The sequence below is a fragment of the Chryseobacterium sp. 22543 genome (assembly GCF_052044565.1).
Taxonomy (GTDB): Bacteria; Bacteroidota; Bacteroidia; order Flavobacteriales; family Weeksellaceae; genus Chryseobacterium.
This window is the reverse complement of sequence record NZ_JBQENH010000003.1, coordinates 562428-578337: the sequence shown is the minus strand read 5'-3', so window position 1 is coordinate 578337 and position 15910 is coordinate 562428. Positions and strand designations below refer to the sequence as shown.

17 protein-coding genes are annotated in these 15910 nt (G+C 36.1%); 13 read left to right on the top strand and 4 right to left on the bottom strand.

Features of this window, described 5'->3' with window-relative positions; genetic code table 11:
• Nucleotides 1-169: 169 nt before the first annotated feature.
• Together ACTJIP_RS13460 and aroB are read right to left on the bottom strand one after the other, a co-directional pair.
• Nucleotides 170-805, bottom strand: a complete 636-nt coding sequence (locus tag ACTJIP_RS13460; RefSeq protein WP_077417504.1) for a porin family protein — start codon at nt 803-805, stop codon at nt 170-172.
• A gap of 279 nt (nt 806-1084) precedes the next feature.
• On the bottom strand, nt 1085-2131 hold the full coding sequence (aroB, locus tag ACTJIP_RS13455) for a 3-dehydroquinate synthase (RefSeq protein WP_440704702.1): 1047 nt from the start codon (nt 2129-2131) through the stop codon (nt 1085-1087).
• Between the two features lie 101 nt (nt 2132-2232).
• Between aroB and ACTJIP_RS13450 the strand changes: the two genes are divergently transcribed.
• The gene (locus ACTJIP_RS13450) at nt 2233-3411 is read left to right on the top strand and encodes a pseudouridine synthase (protein WP_232538943.1); all 1179 of its coding nucleotides are present in this window, start codon (nt 2233-2235) and stop codon (nt 3409-3411) included.
• 187 nt (nt 3412-3598) lie between these two features.
• Here ACTJIP_RS13450 and pncA read toward each other — a convergent pair whose 3' ends face one another.
• Nucleotides 3599-4204 (bottom strand): bifunctional nicotinamidase/pyrazinamidase, encoded by a 606-nt coding sequence (gene pncA / locus ACTJIP_RS13445; protein ID WP_077417500.1) that lies wholly within the window; start codon nt 4202-4204, stop codon nt 3599-3601.
• 297 nt (nt 4205-4501) lie between these two features.
• Here pncA and ACTJIP_RS13440 point away from each other — a divergent pair, with 297 nt between their 5' ends.
• From ACTJIP_RS13440 to ACTJIP_RS13420, 5 genes are all read left to right on the top strand, one after another.
• On the top strand, nt 4502-5644 hold the full coding sequence (locus tag ACTJIP_RS13440) for a DEAD/DEAH box helicase (protein ID WP_440704701.1): 1143 nt from the start codon (nt 4502-4504) through the stop codon (nt 5642-5644).
• A 217-nt stretch (nt 5645-5861) separates the two neighbouring features.
• Nucleotides 5862-6398, top strand: a complete 537-nt coding sequence (locus tag ACTJIP_RS13435; protein ID WP_077417494.1) for a YfiT family bacillithiol transferase — start codon at nt 5862-5864, stop codon at nt 6396-6398.
• On the top strand, nt 6392-6853 hold the full coding sequence (locus ACTJIP_RS13430) for a DUF1569 domain-containing protein (RefSeq protein WP_228408848.1): 462 nt from the start codon (nt 6392-6394) through the stop codon (nt 6851-6853). Before ACTJIP_RS13435 ends, ACTJIP_RS13430 begins: the two co-directional genes overlap by 7 nt.
• Nucleotides 6850-7230, top strand: a complete 381-nt coding sequence (ytxJ, locus tag ACTJIP_RS13425; protein ID WP_428169079.1) for a bacillithiol system redox-active protein YtxJ — start codon at nt 6850-6852, stop codon at nt 7228-7230. The genes ACTJIP_RS13430 and ytxJ overlap by 4 nt, the downstream gene beginning before the upstream one ends.
• Entirely contained in the window at nt 7227-7823 is a 597-nt protein-coding gene (locus ACTJIP_RS13420; RefSeq protein ID WP_047374905.1) for a Crp/Fnr family transcriptional regulator, read from the top strand. The genes ytxJ and ACTJIP_RS13420 overlap by 4 nt, the downstream gene beginning before the upstream one ends.
• Nucleotides 7824-7955: 132 nt before the next feature.
• Here the strand turns inward: ACTJIP_RS13420 and ACTJIP_RS13415 are convergent, their stop codons facing one another.
• Complete coding sequence (locus ACTJIP_RS13415) at nt 7956-9377, bottom strand: aminotransferase-like domain-containing protein (RefSeq protein WP_219072668.1); 1422 nt, start codon at nt 9375-9377, stop codon at nt 7956-7958.
• Nucleotides 9378-9473: 96 nt separating this feature from the next.
• Here ACTJIP_RS13415 and ACTJIP_RS13410 point away from each other — a divergent pair, with 96 nt between their 5' ends.
• From ACTJIP_RS13410 to ACTJIP_RS13380, 7 genes are all read left to right on the top strand, one after another.
• Nucleotides 9474-10358 carry a DMT family transporter gene (locus tag ACTJIP_RS13410; RefSeq protein ID WP_077417486.1) on the top strand — a complete coding sequence of 295 codons (885 nt, stop codon included), beginning with the start codon at nt 9474-9476 and terminating at the stop codon, nt 10356-10358.
• Nucleotides 10359-10699: 341 nt separating this feature from the next.
• Nucleotides 10700-11296 carry a Crp/Fnr family transcriptional regulator gene (locus ACTJIP_RS13405; protein WP_077417484.1) on the top strand — a complete coding sequence of 199 codons (597 nt, stop codon included), beginning with the start codon at nt 10700-10702 and terminating at the stop codon, nt 11294-11296.
• 57 nt (nt 11297-11353) lie between these two features.
• On the top strand, nt 11354-11968 hold the full coding sequence (locus ACTJIP_RS13400; protein WP_232538945.1) for a Crp/Fnr family transcriptional regulator: 615 nt from the start codon (nt 11354-11356) through the stop codon (nt 11966-11968).
• Between the two features lie 369 nt (nt 11969-12337).
• Nucleotides 12338-12925 carry a YciE/YciF ferroxidase family protein gene (locus ACTJIP_RS13395; RefSeq protein ID WP_180563719.1) on the top strand — a complete coding sequence of 196 codons (588 nt, stop codon included), beginning with the start codon at nt 12338-12340 and terminating at the stop codon, nt 12923-12925.
• Nucleotides 12926-12973: 48 nt separating this feature from the next.
• Nucleotides 12974-13291 carry a hypothetical protein gene (locus tag ACTJIP_RS13390; RefSeq protein WP_077417481.1) on the top strand — a complete coding sequence of 106 codons (318 nt, stop codon included), beginning with the start codon at nt 12974-12976 and terminating at the stop codon, nt 13289-13291.
• Between the two features lie 14 nt (nt 13292-13305).
• Nucleotides 13306-13683 carry a hypothetical protein gene (locus tag ACTJIP_RS13385; protein ID WP_077417479.1) on the top strand — a complete coding sequence of 126 codons (378 nt, stop codon included), beginning with the start codon at nt 13306-13308 and terminating at the stop codon, nt 13681-13683.
• 54 nt (nt 13684-13737) lie between these two features.
• Entirely contained in the window at nt 13738-15876 is a 2139-nt protein-coding gene (locus ACTJIP_RS13380) for a catalase (protein ID WP_440704700.1), read from the top strand.
• The last annotated feature ends 34 nt before the right edge of the window (nt 15877-15910 follow it).

The following is a 15910-nucleotide window of genomic DNA, read 5'->3' as shown; positions in this document are numbered from 1 at the left end:
TTCAGTAAAGACTTTATCATATTTTTAACTAATTGAAAAATCAATAGTTTGGGATATATGTTTAATGTTTTATCAAAGGATCAATGCTTTACCATAAAAAAAAGACCAGATTAAAAAATTAATCTGATCTTTTCTATTGAATATAAAATTTGTTTGTGAATGTGTAAGCTTATTTGAATTTATAAGCTAATCCTACCTGGAATAGGTTGTTTCTTGTAGCATCAGATCCACTAGGTCTGTTTTTCGCTACATCAGTTAAACCAGCAACGTATCTTGCTGTAAGCCCTAAGTTCGGAGTGAAATAATATCCGGCACCAAGACCAATACCAAAGTTGAATGTATTTAAATTGTCTTTGTAATTATCTGTGGTATTTGACTGTCCGTTTGATTCATTTTTGAACTTGTTTTTAGCACTTACCATGAAACCGAATTCTGGTCCTGCTTCCACATAAAGGTCGGGAATCAGATTGTACTGGAACATTACCGGTACTGTAATATAATCTAATTTAGTTGAAGCTGAAAACTTGGTTCCTCCTATAGTATAATCTGATTTATTACCATATTGTGAGTATTGAACCTCTGGTTGAACGCTGAATGAAGCTGCCAATGGAATATTGGCAAATACACCTGCATTGAATCCTATTTTAGATTTCTGATCATCAAGTCCACTGTCTTTTGAAAGTGAAGATACGTTCATTCCTCCTTTCACCCCAAATGTTACTGGATTAGAAGATGTGTTTCCTGTCTGTTGAGCGAATGCGAATGTTCCTGCAGTTAACGCTAATCCTAAAATTAACTTTTTCATAACTTTAATTTTTTAATTTTACTCTTTCTTAATTTTAAATTTTACTACTTGTTCAACATTTTTCAGTTGAACGCAGAGTATCTTTCAAATTGCTTGCCAAAAATCTTTTTTATGAGTAAAATCAATAAAAAAATCACTTAGTGTTTAAGTGATTTTTAAAATATAAAATTGATTTTCAGCTAGTTGTAAATTTAAATAAACATTTGTTTAGAAGAACTCTAAATTGACAATTTTGTTAAAAACAACCTTTTAAACCAGGTTTATTTTTCCAAAAAACAGTTAAGCATTATTCAATTTTCTATAAAAAGACAGAGATTTAAGGATGTTTTCCTGTCTGCACTGATGGTCATAAGTACAAGAACCGATTCCGGAAAGCAGGGAAAAATTGATTTTACTGTCTGTATTCTTTTTATCATTCAGTAATAATGCAGTGATATCTTCATCTTTAAAATCATTGATATCCAGGTAAGGATAGTATCTCTGTACATTTTCAATAACCATATTTGCATCTGTTTCAGAAATAAGATTCTCCAGATAAGCCAGATGAGTTTCTGCAATCATTCCCATGGCAACCGCTTCTCCGTGAAGGATAGGATTTCCTTGCTGTAAACATAAACTTTCCACAGCATGGCCTATTGTATGCCCAAAATTCAAAGTTTTTCTGATATTCTGTTCGTGGAAATCTTTATCTACAACGTCCTGTTTGATTTTCATAGAAGTCTGAATATGCGGAATTACCGTTTCCACCTCCAGTTTACGAACTTTGATCAGCTGATCCCAATGATTTTTATCAGCAATTAATCCATGTTTCAGCATTTCAGCGAACCCACTTCTTAATTCTTTAAACGGTAATGTTTCTAAGAATTTCGGAAAAATAAAGATTTGTTCCGGGAATGCGAAAGTTCCCACCATATTTTTATAATGCATCAGATCAATACCTGTTTTTCCTCCTATGGAAGCATCACACATAGATAAAAGGGTAGTAGGGATATTGATGAACTGGATACCTCTTTTATAAGTAGATGCCACAAATCCGCCCATATCAGTAATCACGCCGCCACCAAGATTGATAACCAGCGCTTTTCTGTCTGCCTGCATTTCCGTAAGAATTTCCCAAAGCTGATTGGCAGTCTGGATATTTTTCATTTCTTCTCCGGCTTCAATCTCTAAAATTTCAAAGCCAAGGTCTGTTTCCATATTTCCTAAAAGAATAGGAAGGCAGTATTCATGAGTGTTTTCATCTACAAGAATGAAAATTTTACTGAAAGATTTTCCATGAAGAAACCCGTTAAGCTGAGAAAAATTATCGTTTAATATTGTTATCATCTTCTAATATTTGTAAAGTTAAAATGTAAACTATAGTGCAAAGTTATGATTCTTAATTTTTAACTCGTAACTAAATTACTATCTTTGCAGAAATTTTTAGAATGAGCAGAGATAATAATAATTCAGACAGACCAAAGAGACCAAGAATTTCAACCAAGAAAAGTTCTGATGATTCTCGTGCTTCCAGATCTGGAAATTCTTCAGGATCAAAACCTTTTAAAAAACCTTTTTCTAAAGACGGAGGCAGAACAGCTCCTGAACATAGAGGGGCTAACTCAAAATTCGACAAAAAACCTTTCAAGAGAAATACAGACAGCTCTGAAGGTTCCAGCGAAGATATGGGTTCAAAATCTGAAAAAAAACCTTACATCACCAATAAAAGTGAGAGCTTTGAGAGAAAATCTTTCGGAAAATCAAAAAGAGGAGGAAACAGTTTTAATACAAGAGATAAATATGAAAGAGGTAGTCTGAAATATGGCAGAAGACCCTCTAATGGAGATGAAAGAGATGACAGAGCAAAATCTTTTGTACAAAAAAGAAGGTTAAATAAAATTGACAAAGATGTTCATAAAGATACTATCCGTCTAAATAAGTATATTGCCAATTCAGGGATCTGCAGCAGGAGAGAAGCTGATGATCTTATTACTCAGGGACTGGTAGAGGTAAACGGAAAAGTAGTCAACGAAATGGGCTATCAGGTGCAGAAAACCGACAGAGTAGTTTTTGACGGACAAAATATTACTCCGGAAAAACCGGTTTATGTACTTTTGAATAAACCAAAAGGTTATATTTCTACGACGAAAGATGACAAAGCAAGAAAAACAGTAATGGATCTTGTAGCTAATGCTTCTCCTTACAGAGTTTTCCCTGTTGGAAGATTAGACCGTTCCACAACGGGGGTTATTTTATTGACCAATGACGGACACATGACTAAAAAATTAACGCATCCATCTTTTGATGCTAAAAAGATTTACCATGTAACGTTAGATAAAAAGCTTACAGGGGAAGATCTACGTCTTATTGCAGAAGGAATCCGTCTTGATGAAGGTATAGCAGTTGTTGATCAGATTTCGTACATTGAAGGAAAACCAAAAAATGAAATCGGAATTGAGATTCATATTGGATGGAACCGTGTTATCAGAAGAATATTCCAAAGATTAGGGTACGAAGTGGAAGCTTTAGACAGAGTAATGTTTGCAGGATTGACGAAGAAGAATATCAAGAGAGGACACTGGAGAATCCTTACAGAACTGGAAGTAAATAACCTTAAAATGCTTTAATATAATGATGAATTATGAGTTATAAAATGAATAGCAGATTCGGATTTGTAACTTATTTCATTCTTTTAAACAATACATTTAAGTGTAAAAAACAAAAAAGCGCAGAATTACTTTCTGCGCTTTTTTTATTGTATTAATTATGAATTCCAGAATTCATAATTAATCATTTATAATTTATAATTGATCATTACCCTAAAACTGTCACTCCTTTTTCAATCATCTCGTAGATGGCATCTCTGGCGTTGTCCGGTTTTACGTTTACAGCACGTGTACCATTGAAGTGAAGGCATGTTACATATCCGTTGGCCACAGCATCCTGAGCCGTGAACTTCACACAATAGTCTAATGCCAGCCCTACGATTTCAACCAGTTGGATATCGTGATATTTTAAGAAATCGTCTAGTCCGGTTTTCATAAAGTGATTATTATCCTGGAAACCGCTGTAGCTGTCAATTTCTATATTTTTGCCTTTTTGTACAATATGGGTTACTTTGTCTCTGTTCAGATCTTTGTGGAATTCTGCCCCGAAAGTTCCCTGAATACAGTGATCCGGCCACATAAACTGTGGAACACCATTTAAAATAATACTTTCTCCAACCTGTCTGCCATTACTACTTGCAAAACTTTTGTGTCCTGCAGGATGCCAGTCCTGTGTCAGAACCACCTGATCATATGCATTTTCCTCCATGAGAAGATTGATATACGGGATAATTTCTTTGGATCCAGGGACTGCAAGGGCTCCGCCTTCACAAAAATCATTCTGTACATCGACTATTATTAACGCTTTTTTCATATTTTGATTTCTCGAATTTTTGATAAATTTACAAAACTAATCTTCAAAAATTTGTCCAAACCCGAATTTTCGGACAAATCGGCAATAAAAAAATAATAAGCTGGAAGTGCTTTCAGTGGTACAACTGCTAACTGTCTTTGCATAAGAACTTTTTAAAAATGATGAAGCGGAGAGTATTATGTATTCCTTTATGTCCTTCGTACTTCTTTCTTCCATCTCCCGGCTTCAAGCCTTTTACGGTTCAAAAAAATGGAACTAAATCTCAATAGCTTATCTTTGCAGTAAATAAGTATTTTTATGTCATTTGAATCGTTAGGATTATCACACAATATTATTCGTTCTGTTAACAAATTAGGGTATTTAAAACCATTTCCAATACAGGAGCAGGCAGTTCCTGTTATTTTGCAGGGGAAAGATTTAATGGGAATTGCACAGACTGGTTCCGGGAAAACGGCTTGTTTTGTAATGCCCATTTTAGAAAAACTACAGAATGCTGAAGTTAAAAAAGACCGTAATGTTCAGGTTTTAATATTGGTTCCTACCCGTGAACTGGCTATTCAGATTGATGAAGTTTTCAGAGCTTTTACAGAAAATCTGAAGCGGGAGATTCGTACAATGGCTGTTTATGGAGGTGTTTCCATCAATCCGCAGATGAAAGGAATGTTTGGGGTAGAAGTTCTTATTGCCACTCCTGGACGTCTCTTAGACTTAATTGACCATAATGCATTGAGTATTTCAGGAATTCAGCATCTGGTGATTGATGAAGCGGATAAAATGTTTCAGCTGGGCTTTGGAGAAGAAATGAATAAGCTTTTCGGAATGATGCCTGTGGTGAAGCAAACGACTTTATTTTCAGCGACTTTAAATGATAAGGTTTCTGAAATGAAAGAACGCCTGTCTATCAATCCCACTATTATTGAAATTAAAAAAGAAGAAGTTGAAATTGATAATATCGAACAACTTGCATATCATGTTTCTCCTGAAAATAAAGGTCCTTTCCTTCGTTATTTAATTAAGGAAAAAAAGGTGGAAAAGGCTTTGATCTTTGTTTCGTCTACAAGATCTGCAGATAACCTGGTGGAAAAGCTTAAAAAGAATAAAATTAAAGCGGTGGCTATTCACAGTCAGAAATCGCAGGGAGCCCGCAAGAATAACCTGGAAGAGTTTAAAGTAAACGGAGCCCAGATTTTGGTGGCAACAGACCTGCTTGGGCGTGGAATTCACATCGAGTCATTACCATGCGTGATTAATTACGAATTGCCGCGTTCTCCTTTAGATTATATTCACCGTATCGGTAGAACAGGGCGTGCTAATGAGAAAGGGACGGCAATCAGTATTCTGACAGATGATGAATTGCAGCATTTCAGAGTAATCCAGAAGAAAATGGGCCGAAAAGTAACCTTACAAAGAACAGAAGGTATTGATTTACATAGTTATTAGTCCTTTATCAATATAACTTAAAAAAGGCTTCAGTTTATCATTGAAGCCTTTTTTGATGAAAATTGGTACCACAAAAATTGTTATCGGTATAATTAATGCTTTATTCACCTTAGATTCTTGAATTTTTGATAAATTTACAGAAGCTGATATTAATAAATTGTTCCAAAAGATAACCATCGGACAAATCGGCAATAATTAAAAATTAAACCCTTGAGCAATGAGTGATTTAGAGAAAAAAAAGTTTCCGATAGGCCCGTTTGAAGCTCCAGAAAATATCTGCGATACTACACTGGATACTTACATCAAAGTGATCAAAGACTTTCCCGGCAGGCTAAAAAATCTCATTGAACATTTTACGGACGATCAATTGGATACTCCCTACAGAGAAGGAGGCTGGACTATAAGACAGCTTGTGAACCACCTTTCGGACAGTCATATGAATAGTTTTATCCGTTTTAAGCTGGCTCTTACAGAAGATAATCCTACCATAAAGCCTTATGATGAAGCCAAGTGGGCAGAACTTCAGGATAGTTACCATATGCCTGTAAAACCGGCTATGAGAATGCTGAAAGGAACGCACCAAAGATGGGTTGTACTCCTTAAAAGCCTTACGAATAAACAATTTGAAAGAACTTTTCATCATCCGGAGCATAACAGAGATTATAATCTAAGAGACAGCCTTGCTTTGTACGTCTGGCATTGTAATCATCATTTTGCTCATATTGAAAACCTGAAGATAGAAAAAGGTTGGTAAGGAAGCGTGTTAATAATCCCATATATTATAAGGAAATTGTAGACCGAATTTCCATGTTATCTGAAAATTCCCCTGGAAAATGGGGGAAAATGGACGTATGTCAAATGCTAAAGCACTGTGACCTAGTTCTTCAGGTAGCTTTAAAAAAAGTAGAACTTCCCCGTATCAACTTTGTGTATAAGACCATAGGCATATTCACTAAAACAGAAATGTATGTCTTCAATAATGGAATTCCCAGAAACATGCCTACTTTTCAAAAACTAATCGTTAATTTTGAGTGTGATTTTGATGTGTCAAAAACCAATCTGCTGAAAACGCTTGAAGAATTCCGGGAAGCTTGTGAAAAAAGCAACCTGCCGGATCATCACAGGTTATTCGGAAACATGACTGAAAAAGACTGGACATTTTTAGAATACAAACATCTTGATCATCATCTAAAACAATTTAATGTATGAGTTTTTTTGATAAAATATTCGGTGGAAAAAACGAAACCCCTGACCAAAAAACATTCTGGAAAAAGATAGAGTCTGAAGAAGACCTTACAAAAGCTATAGAAGACTCTTTTCAGAATAGAATTGCTATATTTAAACATTCAACAAGCTGTTTTATCAGCAGAACTGTACTGAAGAATTTTGAAAAAGAAGTTGAAAATTCAGATCAGCCGGTCAATGTATACTACCTTGATCTGTTGGCTCACAGATCTGTTTCCAATAAAATAGCGGCAGATTTTGAGATCAGACACGAAAGTCCGCAGCTGATTGTAATAGAGAACGGAAAACCTGTAAACTATGCTTCACACCAGGATATTTCTTTAAGCCAGATTGTATCATGAAGAATATAAATGATTATTTAGCCAAAGTTTTAAATGTTCCCCTTCAAAATGTGAACACTTGCAGCCTGCACTATGAAGTAAAGAAAATTCCTAAAAATCAGTTTCTTCTTCAGTACGGCGAAATATGCCGGCATATATTCTTTGTAGAAAAAGGTCTGTTGAAGATGTATTCCATTGATAAAAACGGGAAAGAGCATATTATACAGTTTGCTCCTGAAAGCTGGCTGATTTCTGACCGAAGCAGTCTTTATTTCAATGAAAAATCCATTTATTATATAGAAGCGGTTGAAGATTCAGAAATTCTGTTTCTGCATCCTGATTTCTTTAATAAGCTGGTTGAACAGTTTCCAAACAGTATTGAAAGAAGTGATTTTCTGCTTCAGAAACATATCAGAAGTCTTCAAAACAGAATCAACTCTTTGCTTGGTGAGACGGCAGAAGAAAGATATATGAAATTTATTAAAATGTATCCTGATTTACTTTTGAGAGTTCCACAATGGATGATTGCGTCTTACCTTGGAATTACTCCTGAGAGTCTGAGCCGTGTAAGAAAAGAGCTGGCGAGAAAAAACTTCGTCCCGGATAATAAATAAAAAAGGATGGAAGATGGGAGAGGGAAGCTTGAAGTTCTGGTAAACACAAAAGAACTTGATAGTTATTATTTAAACATCCTTAATAAGAATTGACATAATCTATTCTTAAAATTATAATAACTTCCATCTTCCTTATTTCAAATAAATTTTTTTCGCAAGATTTCCAACCTGTCTGAGTTTTGCTTGTGTATCTTCCGACCACGGAAGTCCTATGCAGAGTCTCATACAGTTTTCAAACTGCTCCTGAAAGGTAAACATTCTTCCGGGAGCAATACTTATATTTTGCTTGATGGCCATATCGTATAGTTCTGTTGTCCGTATCTTTTTGTCAAATTCTACCCATAAAGACAATCCTCCCTGTGGACGGCTGGTTTTGGTACCTTCCGGGAAAGATTCTGCAATGGTCTGAACATAGTTCTGATAATTGTTTTGCAGGGTTCTGCGGAGCTGCTGTAGGTGTTTTTCATATTTTCCTGATTTCAGAAAGTTGGCTACAGCTTCATTAACAATTGAAATAGAGGACGTGGAATGCAGGAGCTTAAGCTTCATGATTTTGTCTTTATACTTTCCAGGAGCAATCCAGCCTACACGATATCCCGGAGCCAAAGTTTTTGAAATGGAACTGCAATACAGTACATTTCCGTTTTTATCAAAAGATTTACAACATTTTGGGCGCGTAGAGCCGAAATAAAGATCTCCATAGACATCATCTTCAATCAGTGGAATGTTGTTTTCCGAAAGTATTTTTACAATTTCTTTTTTATTTTCATCAGGCATACAGCTTCCCAAGGGTGAATTGAAGTTCGGAATGAGCAGGCAGATGTCTATTTGGGGAATTACTTTTTTTAAAGCCTCAATTTCTATTCCGGTAGTAGGGTGCGTAGGAAGTTCCAATACTTTTAAACCCATTCCGTTTGCCAGCTGTAGAATTCCCGGATAGCAAGGGCTTTCAATAGCAATTGTATCGCCGGGTTTTCCTAATGCCATTAAGCAGAAAGACAAAGCATTCATTCCGCCATTGGTAGTAATCAGGTCGTTTTCACTCAGATTTCCTCCCCATTGTAAAGAACGTATGGCAATCATTCTTCTTAATTTCAGATTTCCCTGAAGTTCTTCATATTCGGTACCTCCTTCTTTTAATTCCCTGATAGCGTTTACGATTTCTTTTTTCAGTTTTGCCTGAGGTAAAAGATCTCCTGACGGAATTCCAATAGAGAAAAAAGTAAGGTCTTTTTTACCCATATTTTCATATACTTTACTGATCAGTTCATCCGGTTCATCATTATTGGCGATCAATGAAGGACGGCTCACTTCCGGCAAAGGAAGTTTTGCGGATAATAACTGACTCACAAAATAACCGGATTGCGGTTTGGATTCTACCAAAGACTGGGATTCCAGTTCCAGGAAAACACGCTTGGCGGTATTCATACTTACCTGATGTTCATGGCACAGCATTCTTACCGAAGGAAGCTTATCTCCGGCCTTTAAAATACCATTCCTGATCTGTCCTGCAATTCCGTCTGCAATTTCTGTGTATAAAAATTCTTTGTTCATATTTCAAACTGTGCTCATGCAAATATACAAAACTGATACTGTGTTTATCAAATTATCCTTTTTAATTTTGAACCATCAATTAAAAGTTTCGATACAATGATAACAAAACAAATATCAAAAGATGAAAATATAAGCGGATGGATCAACGGCTTTATAGGGGTAGTATTATTTAGCGGTGGTTTGCCTGCTACCAAATTAGCTGTCATGGAAATGAGTCCGACCTTTGTGACGATAGTTCGTGCAGCTGTGGCAGGGATATTAGCTCTTATCGTATTATGGCTGGGTAAAGAAAAACGTCCCGTTAAAGAGCAGTTAATTCCTTTGCTCTTGGTTTCTCTTGGCTGCGTGGTAGGTTTTCCGCTTTTGTCAGCACTGGCTCTTCAATACCTTACTTCGGCTCATTCTATTGTATTTTTGGGAATGCTTCCTTTGGCAACCGCTATATTCGGAGTTTTCCGTGGGGGTGAGAGGCCTCATCCTATATTTTGGTTTTTCTCCATTGTTGGAAGTCTTTTAGTGATTGGATATGCAGTTTCACAAGGAATATCTGCTTCACCCATTGGCGATATTCTGATGTTGCTGGCAGTTATTTTATGCGGTATGGGCTATGCTGAAGGGGCAAAATTATCCAAAACATTAGGGGGCTGGCAGGTGATTTCCTGGGCTTTGGTACTGGCATTGCCTGTTATGATTCCTTTATTCTTTATTTATTTCCCTGAGGATATTGGGAGTGTTAGTTTCCAGGGATGGTTTGGAATGGCTTATATTTCTCTTTTCAGTATGTTCATTGGTTTTATATTCTGGTATAAAGGATTGGCGCAGGGTGGTATTGCTACTGTGGGACAGCTCCAGCTGCTTCAGCCTTTCTTTGGCCTTGCATTGGCTGCCTGGCTTCTTCATGAGCAGGTGAGTATGGGAATGCTGGGTGTGACAGTAGGAGTGATATTATGTGTTGTAGGAACTAAGAAATTTGCGAAATAATTAAAAATATATTGAGAATGACAACCCAATAATTCTTTGGGAACTCCATATAGAAAGCCCCGTTTCATACAGAAACCGGGCTTTTGCTTTAATAATCAAAGCGTTGTGTTGAATTGCAGTGTTTTTTGATTGCAAAATATTGTGTATAAAGCTGATTTTTTGATGAGTTTAGATCAATAAGCTTAAAATTGATTGAAATTAATGATTTATTTAACTTTATTTAACATTATGGCCAATAATTAAGGTGCGGTTTTTGCATGCAGTTAGAAATCGATTGCCAATACTATTTTTACTGAGACTAAGAGGATAGGAAGAAGAAAACAATTCCAAAAAAGGCTATTATGGTTATCGACGAAAATATTTTGATTTCAGCGGGAGCAGAAACGAGACATTATACCCCTTCAGAAACTATTTTCCGTGAAGGGGACATTAGTAATTACTATTACCAGATTATTAAAGGAGAGGTAAAACTCAATAATTATAATGAGGAAGGGAGAGAATTTATTCAAAATATTTTATCTGACGGAGAAAGTTGTGGAGAATCTATACTTTTTATAGAAAAACCTTATCCTATGAATGCTGAAGCCATTACAGAATGTACTGTTTTAAGGCTTCATAAAACTCTTTTTTTTAATTTACTGAACCAATCTCCGGAATTATACATGGAAGTAAGTAACTTCCTTTCCGAACGACTTTATTATAAATTTGTCATGATGCAGAATCTCTCGTCTCAAAATCCTTCTATACGGCTGAGGGGATTAATGGATTATCTTAAAAGTTCTCAAAAGGATCTGACTCCTTATTCTTTTTTGGTTCCGTTAACGAGACAGCAGATGGCAAGCCTTACAGGTCTGTGTGTGGAAACGGCTATAAGAACCATCAAACATATGGAAAGAGATAAAATTGTGAGAATTGAAAATCGTAAAATTTTATACTAATCTAATTTAAAGCATACTATTTGTAAATTTTTTTTTTATTTAAAAACTAGTGAAGTTATGAAGACAATAAGCTGCATGAATATTGATGAAAATCTTCTGTACTCTTTTGGTGCAGAAGACAAAGACTATAAAAAACAGGAATCAGTTTTTAGAGAAGAGGATCATGCATTATATTATTTTCAGATTGGTGAAGGAAAAGTAAAATTGAATAATTATAATGAAAACGGAAAAGAATTCATTCATAATATTCTGGGCAAAAAACAGAGCTTTGGAGAAGCAATGCTTTTTCTCAACCAGGATTATCCCATCAATGCCATATGTCTTGATGATTCCCGAATAATAAGACTTCCCAAAAATAATTTCTTTGAAATGATCAGGCAGCATCCGGATCTTTCTCTGGAAATGAATGCCTGCCTTTCACAGGAAATTTTTTATAAATTAAAAATGATGCAGAGCCTTGCATCGCAAAACCCTATGCAGAGGCTGAAAGGGTTACTGGATTATCTTAAAAGCTATCATGATGAAGACTGTCACCAGTGTTTCCATATTGCATTTACACGTCAGCAGATTGCCAATCTTACAGGCCTGCGTGTGGAAACAGTGATCAGAACTTTAAAAAAAATGGAAAAAGAAGGGAGCATCACTTTAAAAGACCGCAAAATTTTATATTAATATTCGATTAACATGACTCAGGTCATAAAAAAGTGAATTATTCTGACGTATATTTGGTAAAGAATTATTCGATACCATTCCTAAGACCTCAATAAAGGCACGCAAAAAGCATTTGCTTTTATCATCATTTTAAAATTACCGAGACTCAATTGTTTCCGTCTAATATTAGTCACGGGCTGCAATACACATCACTAAATAGTAATAGTAAAAATTCAGTTATGAACACTAGAAATTCAAGAAAATCGTAGTTCAAAAGGCCAGACATCCTACAGATTCGGAGGCAGACATAATTCATAATTCTTTTTCCGGGATTGCCTTTTTAGACCTATATAAAGAGGTAATCCCATTAATACAAACACCATTTACACCATGCCCAATAAAATATTAGAAACCAATAATTCAGTTTCTGCCACCCAGAAAAGAACTGCAGATAAGACGACTGTCAACAAGGATGAAATGAAAAATGCCCCGCTTCACAAATTCTTTGTAAGTGCCCTGAAAGATATTTATTATGCTGAAAATGCCATTCTTGAAGCATTGGAAAAAATGCAGGAAGCCGCTACCACCGCAGAACTGAAGGATGCCTTTGAAGATCACCATCTTCAGACCCAAAAGCATGTAAAACGTCTGGAAAAAGTTTTTAAACTTATTGATGAAAAGCCCGAAAAAAAGGAATGCAAGGCTATAAAAGGAATCATTGAAGAAGGTGAAGAAGTCATCAAATCTACAGAAGATGGCTCTGCAACAAGAGATGCTGCATTAATTATTGCTGCACAAAAAGTAGAACATTACGAAATTGCAACGTATGGCGGACTTGCACAGCTTGCGATTACCATGGGACATGATAAAGCCGCCAATCTCCTTGAAAGAACACTTCAGGAAGAAGAAAACACCGACTCGCATCTTACAGATATTGCAGAAGCATCCATCAATTTTGATGCAGAACAGGAAGATTAAAAGTATACAATAAGCCATGTAGCTTGTTCTACATGGCTTGTTTCAACCATGAAATCAAAATATATGGATGGCCAGAAAATAATAAAAACGCTGAGACACAAAGATTTTATAAAAATCACCCACTCAGGAACATGTTTTGGGGACGGAGCAGCAATCTATGCCAAAGAAATAAAAGAAAATATATTTCTTTTATTCATTATCCTGAAAGATATTGATATTGAAAGTATACAGGCATTAATTGCTCATTTTGACTGCTTCAACAGTATCGGATTAAAAGAGCCGGAACAGATCATGTTTTATCTGTCTATCAAAGATAAAAATGACCTCCATTATTTTGAGCAATATTTAAAAGCTTCTCATAACTAATACCTTTTTTGAATATGATATTTGAAAACGACACTTTACAACATTCAGGGTTGAATGATAAAAATAATGCTCTAGAAAATGAGTCTTTATTTCCGCTTATTATCAATTCTTACGGAGTTACAGCTTTTCTGATCAAATCATTGGAAAAGATTAAAAACAATGCTCAGTGTGAGGTTCTGAAAAGAGTAATAGATGCTTATATGGAAGAATATATCCTTCATATCCGTGAGTTTCATACCAAAAACAGCATGGAAAGCACTGATATGGATGATGAAATAAGATTTGAATCCCCGGATTTCACTTTGTATGCTAAAACAGCCTACTATAAAGTACTGAAGGAGGAAGAATATATCAACAGGCTTCTTGAAATTCTGGAAAAAAAGGCAGATTAATTCTGCAGAATATTTCCTTATCTCACTGCTTTGAACACCAACCACAAAAAGATTATGAATATGGAAACCAACAAACACAACAAAAAAGCAGAACAGCTGGATGTACATAGTACTTCCAATGAAAATGAAAAACTGACCACCAATCAGGGTTTAAAGATTAATAATAATCAGGATTCTTTAAAAGCCGGAGAACGCGGCCCTTCATTACTGGAAGATTTTATTCTGAGAGAAAAGATTACCCACTTTGATCACGAAAGGATTCCCGAAAGAGTAGTGCATGCAAGAGGTTCCGGTGCCCATGGCGTTTTTAAACTTAACAAAAGCCTTGCAGCCTATACCAAAGCAAAATTTTTAACAGAACTGGGAAAAGAAACACCTGTTTTTGTAAGATTTTCAACTGTAGCAGGAAGTAAAGGGAGTACAGATCTCGCAAGAGATGCAAGAGGTTTTGCGGTGAAATTCTATACTGATGAAGGAAATTATGATTTGGTGGCCAATAATATACCTGTGTTTTTTATTCAGGATGCTATGAAATTTCCGGACCTTGTACACGCTGTAAAACCGGAACCAGATAATGAAATTCCGCAGGCCGCTTCGGCACATGATACATTTTGGGATTTTATTTCACTCATGCCTGAAAGTATGCACATGATTATGTGGGTGATGAGCGACAGAGCTATTCCGAGAAGTCTGAGAATGATGGAAGGCTTCGGGGTACATTCTTTCAAATTCATTAATGAGGAAGGAAAAGTACATTTTGTGAAATTTCATTTTAAACCAAAATTGGGAGTACACTCTGTAGCCTGGAACGAAGCTCAGATTATTTCAGGAGTAGATTCTGATTTTCACAAAAGAGACCTTTGGGAAGCCATTGAAAACGGTGATTATCCTGAATGGGATTTTGGTGTACAGCTGATTCCTGAAGAAGATGAGCACAAATTTGATTTTGATCTTCTTGATCCTACCAAACTGGTTCCTGAAGAAGAAGTTCCCGTAGAAATGGTAGGAACATTAACCCTGAACAAAAATCCGGATAATTTCTTTGCAGAAACGGAACAGGTAGCTTTTCATCCCGGACATATCATTCCCGGAATAGATTTCACGAATGACCCGCTGCTGCAGGGAAGATTATTTTCATATACTGATACTCAGCTGTCAAGACTGGGATCACCCAATTTCCATGAAATCCCGATTAACAGGTCTATCAATACCGTTTATAATAATCAAAGGGACGGACACATGAGACAGCAGATTGTCAAAGGAAAAACGAGCTATGAACCCAATTCCATAGGAGGTGGATGTCCTTTTCAGGCGATGATGTCTGAAGGAGGTTTTGCTTCCCAGCAGGAAAGAGTTTCTGGGGTAAAGATCAGGGAAAGAAGCAAAAGCTTTGTAGATCATTATTCACAGGCTAAACTATTCTACAACAGCCAGTCGACACCGGAAAAAACTCACCTTCAGAATGCATTGATCTTTGAATTGTCTAAAGTGAATCGTCCTGAAATTAGAGAAAGAATGGTAGGGCAGCTGGCTTTTATTGATATGTCTTTGGCCTGGAGGGTTGCAGAAAAATTAGGGGTAGAAGTCAAAAAATTAGAATGGCCCAACCAAAGTTTGCCGGCAGACAGTAATATTGTAGAGCTTCAGAGCGAAGAAAGGGACCCTAATACAAAAACTTCTGATGCTTTAAGCATGAGACATACCGTTAAGAATACGATTAAAAGCAGAAAAATAGGATTTATTCTGGACAATGGTGCTGATGGAGGAGCTGTCAGCGATCTTAAGGCAAAACTTGAAGCAGAAGGTGCCAAAGTTGAATTGATTGCGCCAAGTCTTGCTCATATAAAAACCAATGATGGCACAGACCTGACCCCGAAACATTCTCTGACCAATACAGCCAGTGTCTGTTTTGATGCACTTTATATCTGTTCAGGTGCGGATTCTGTAAAAGAACTGATGATTTCAGAAAATAAACATCATGTGCTGCATTTTATCAATGAAGCTTACAGACATTGTAAGGCAATTTATTTCGGTACAGATACACAGGCTCTTTATCATCATTCCAATGTATCAGCCAGACAACATGATGATCCTGGAATCATTACATGGGAAGATGGAAATCCTGCAGATAAATTTATTAATGCTATTGCCCAACACAGAGTATGGGATCTTGAAATGGAGAGAAATTCATAAGTATTAAAATACCTTTCACACCATATTAAATATT